The sequence below is a fragment of the Frankia sp. CcWB2 genome (genome assembly GCF_977927585.1).
Genome location: NZ_CDWRCM010000205.1, coordinates 1 through 4,231 on the forward strand (window position 1 = coordinate 1; position 4,231 = coordinate 4,231).

Genomic DNA, 4,231 nt, shown 5'->3' on the forward strand with positions numbered 1-4,231 from the left:
GCCTACCGCCGCCGCCGTGAGCTCGCCGGGCGTGGCAGTGCGGACTCCGCCGGCACGCCCGCAGCCCGGGCCGACGCCGCCACCCGGCCGCTGGCGGCCGGTCGGCTGCACGCCGAGGACCTCGCCGCTCAGGCGCGCGCCCTCGCCGCCGAGCTGACCCGCACCCTCGACGCCTTCACCCGGCAGATGTCCGCCCTCGGCGACGTCACCGCCGCCGAGGCGGCCGTCGAGGCGGCCGAAGCCGAAGCCGCCGAACGGGTCGCCGAGGCGGTGGCCCGTGCCGTGCGCGCCGAGCAGCGGGCCCGCGCCGCCGAGGCGGCCCGCGCCGAGGCCGAGGCCGTCGCGGGCGAGGCGGTGAGCGCGCTGGAGGGCGCCGAGACGCGCCTGGCCGCCGCCGAGGCGGCCAGGCGGCAGGTGGTCGAGCACTCCGCCGAGACGGTCCGCGCGGCCAACGACGCCGCCGAGACGGCCCGCGCCGAGGCCGCACGGCGCATCGACGAGGCCGTCGCCGCCCGGGAGCAGGCCTCAACGCGGCTGGAGGAGGCCCGGCGCGCCGCCGAACACGACGCGCACACCCTCACCGAGCTACGCGCCGAACGCGACGCCCTGCGCGAGGACATCCGCCGCGAACGCGCCGAGGCCGCCCGCGGCCGCGCCGCCGCCGACACCGAGATCACCCGGATCCGCGCCGAGGCGGCGGCGCAGCTCGACCAGGTCCGCGCGGCCGCGGCCGCCGAGGCTGAGCGGGTGCGTGCCGAGGCGGCGGCCGAACTCGACCGCGTCCGCTCCGAGGGCGAGGCCCGCCTGGCCGGCGAACGTCAGGCCGCCGCCGAACGTCTCACTGTGATCGGCGAGGCCCGCGCCGAGGCCCGGGCCCGCGCCGAACGCGCCGAACGCCAGGCCGACGAACTGACCGCGGAGCTTCGCGCCGTGCGCGCCAGCCCCACCCGCCCCGGCCCCACCCGCCCCGGCCCCACCTGATCAGGCCCCATCTGATCAGGATCGCTCTCATCCGGCGGGCAACACGGACCGGTGCATGAGCACGGATGCGACGTGGGTCAGGGCACGGCGCAACGCGCGACGCGGAACCCCACGTCGTCGAGGTGGAAGGCCGGGTGGCCGCGGCGGCGTACGGAGGCCCGGCAGCTCCAGTGCTCGTCGAACCACCCACCGCCCCGCAGCACCCGATAGGTGCCGTAGACCTCGGTGTCGTACAGGTCCCAGCACCAGTCCCACACGTTGCCCAGCATGTCGTACAGGCCCCAGGAGTTGGGCTGTTTACCGCCCACGTCGTGGATTCGCCCGTGGGAGTTGCCGCGGTACCAGGCAATGTCGTCGAGCGGCCCGTACCGCGGGCCGCTCGTGCCGGCCCGGGCGGCGTACTCCCACTCAGCCTCGGTCGGCAGCCGGTACCCCTCGGCGCGGGTGTCCCACTCGACACCCTCCCCGTCGGCACCCTCGCCGTCGGCCTGGACACGGTACGCGGGCGCCATCCCGTCGCGGTGGGACAGGGCGTTGCAGAACCGGACCGCGTCCCACCAGGAAACCCCCTCGACGGGCAACCGGTCCCCGTGGGCCGAGCCCGGCCGCTGGCCGACAACCGCCGCGTGCTGCTCCTGGGTGACCGGAAACGCCGCGAGACAGTACGGCGCGAGCTCGACCGACCAGCTGCGCTGCGTTCGCCGGTCGCACAGCGTCACCCGCCCCGGAGGGATGGAGATCAACGTGTTTCCCACGCCCGCGTCCATGGCCGGCGATCTTACCGAAGCTCGTCCGCACAGAGAGTCCCGGTAGGCGCGCGGGCTGTCCGTCTAGAGTGTTGCTCTAGAGTGTTGCTCTATGGGAGGTGCCGGGGTTATGGGAGGCGTCGGGGTAGCGCCCAGTCGGGCCCGGCTGGTGGACGCGGCCGTGGCCTGCGTGCTGGAGCAGGGCTGGGAGGCCACGTCCATGCAGGCGGTTCGGCGCCGGGCCGGTGTCAGTAACGGCAGCCTGTTTCACTACTTCCCCACCCGGGGGGACCTGGCCGCGGCCGTGGTGGGTGCGGGTCTTGCCGATCATCAGAGCGCGCTGTGGGGTGAGCTGCACACCTCGACCGGGCCCCGCGACGGCGTGACCCGCCTGGTCACCCGCCATCTGCGGTGGGTGGAAGAGCATCCGCCGCTGGCCCGACTGCTGCTGACCGCGCCGGTCGATGTCCTGCGCGGCACGATCGATGAGCGCACCGCCGCGGACAACCGCGGCTTCTTCGCCGCGGTGGCCGACTGGCTGCGTGGCCACGGCTGGTCCGACCGGCCCGACCTGGCGGTCGTCGTCGCGCTGTGGTTCGGCCCCGCCCAGGAATACAGCCGCCACTGGCTCGCCCGCCCCGCGGGCTCCCCGACGCTCGTCGCCGACGACCTGACCGACGCAGCCTGGCGGACGCTCGGTCCCCTGCTCACCCCGCAGAAGGAGTCATGACCCGTTGCTTGCAGTGCTACCGCCGTGCGCTCGACACGTTCACCACCATCGTCACTCGCGTGCCCGCCGACCGGTGGGACGCCCCGTCCCCCTGCCCGGTGTGGACCGGGCGGCAGCTGACCGGCCACGTCATCGACCCTGATCAGATCCGGTCGTACGGGAAGCGTGCGAATACCCGCACCGGGCATCTTCGGTCGGTGGCGCGGTATCTGGGCTGGCGGGCGCCGACGGCCTTGGAGTTGAAGGAGTTGGACGAGTTCCTGCTGGCGCGGGCGTTGGAGCATGACTCACCGGTTCTGCTGTTCCGGTTGGCGTGCGAGTACCTGATCTCGGCGCGGGTGATCCGGCCGGGTCCGGTGATGGTGGTCGAGCGGGTCGCGCACGCGCGGGAGGAGGCCCGGCGGGAGACGTTCGACCGGCTGGCGGACGAGTTCACCGACCAGCGGTGCGCCGGCCTGGACGGCCTGCTGGTGGACGATCCGATGATCGGTATGACGCGGTTACGGTGGCTGGCCACCGGACCGGTCGAGGCCTCGCCGGCGGCGGTGAAGGCTGAGGTAACGAAGCTGGAGTTCCTACGCGGTCTGGGCGCGCACACCCTGGACCTGTCCGTGCTGCCGGCCGAGCGGCGTAGGTTCCTCGCGACGGTGGGCCAGCGGTTGACCGCGCAGGCGTTGCAACGCCGCGAGCCGCAACGCCGCTATCCGATCTTGCTCACGATGCTGGCGCAGTCGGCGACCGACGTGCTGGACGAGGTCGTGCAGCTGTTCGACCAGGCTGTCTCGGCGCGGGAAAGCAAGGCCGCGCACAGGATGCGCGACGAGCTGGCCGAGCGCGGCAAGGCCGGTGAGGACCGCCAGGCCCTGCTGGACGCGATCCTCGCCATCGCCGCCGATCCAGCAGTGCCGGACGAGGACGTCGGTGGGTTGATCCGGGGGGAGAAGGTCGGGTGGGAGCGGCTGCGGTCCGCGCAGGCCACCGCGTTGCCGCCGCTGCCACGTGATCATGGGCATCTGGCCGCGTTGGACGGTTCGTACGGGTACCTGCGGCAGTTCACCCCGCAGGTCCTGGAGGCGGTGACATTCGCCGGCGGCACCGCCGCGACCGACCTACTCAAGGCGGTGGCGATCCTGCGGGAACTGAACGCCACAGGCGCACGGAAGGTCCCCGACACCGCGCCGGCCAGCTTCGTCCCGGCCCGTCGGCGTGGCTACCTGGACACCGCGGCGAAGCCAGGCAACGTCGCCGCCTACCGGCACTACTGGGAACTGTGCACGCTCCTGGCGCTGCGGGATGGTCTGCGCACGGGCGATGTGTTCGTGCCCGGCTCGCGCCGCTACTCCGACCCGGCCGCCTATCTGCTCACTCCGAGCAAGTGGGCCGAGCAGCGGGTCGAGTTCTGCCGGCTGGTCGGCAAACCCGCCGATGCAGACGCGGCGCTGGCCCAGGTGCAAGACGAGCTGCGCACCGCCCTCGGCGAGGGCGATGGCCCGGTGCGGCTGGATGGCGACGGGGACCTGGTGATCTCCCCGCTGTCGGCGGAGGATGTCCCGTCCGACCCGCGCACAGCGAGAACATCAACTTCTTCGGCGCGATCGAGGTGGACATCGAGGGCGAGCTCGCACAGCTCGGGCCGACCGGTTACCGGCCACTGCGCGTCCGCGACACGCTGTTCTGACCACGGCAGGTCGTCGTGCACGGCTTTTAAGCCCGGATGCCCTCGCCACCGCTGGCCTGGCCCCGTCCGATTCACCCCGACGGCCCGCGTCAGGCA

General features: G+C 73.4%; 3 protein-coding genes and 1 pseudogene. 3 read left to right on the top strand and 1 reads right to left on the bottom strand.

Annotated elements, in window-relative coordinates; all coding sequences use genetic code 11:
* A partial coding sequence (locus ACY45C_RS18045) for a hypothetical protein (RefSeq protein WP_462188749.1) occupies positions 1–981 on the top strand: 981 nt, incomplete at its 5' end.
* A gap of 77 nt (positions 982–1,058) precedes the next feature.
* On the opposite strand, the gene ACY45C_RS18050 is transcribed toward ACY45C_RS18045, so the two are convergent.
* Positions 1,059–1,748, bottom strand: a complete 690-nt coding sequence (locus tag ACY45C_RS18050; protein ID WP_462188751.1) for a formylglycine-generating enzyme family protein — start codon at positions 1,746–1,748, stop codon at positions 1,059–1,061.
* A 109-nt stretch (positions 1,749–1,857) separates the two neighbouring features.
* On the opposite strand from ACY45C_RS18050, the gene ACY45C_RS18055 reads away from it, so the two are divergent.
* Both ACY45C_RS18055 and ACY45C_RS18060 read left to right on the top strand, forming a co-directional pair.
* Positions 1,858–2,457, top strand: coding sequence for a TetR/AcrR family transcriptional regulator (locus tag ACY45C_RS18055; RefSeq protein ID WP_462188753.1), 600 nt, complete (start codon positions 1,858–1,860; stop codon positions 2,455–2,457).
* A 134-nt stretch (positions 2,458–2,591) separates the two neighbouring features.
* Positions 2,592–4,016: pseudogene (locus ACY45C_RS18060) on the top strand (DUF4158 domain-containing protein); the annotation flags it as partial.
* Positions 4,017–4,231: the final 215 nt, after the last annotated feature.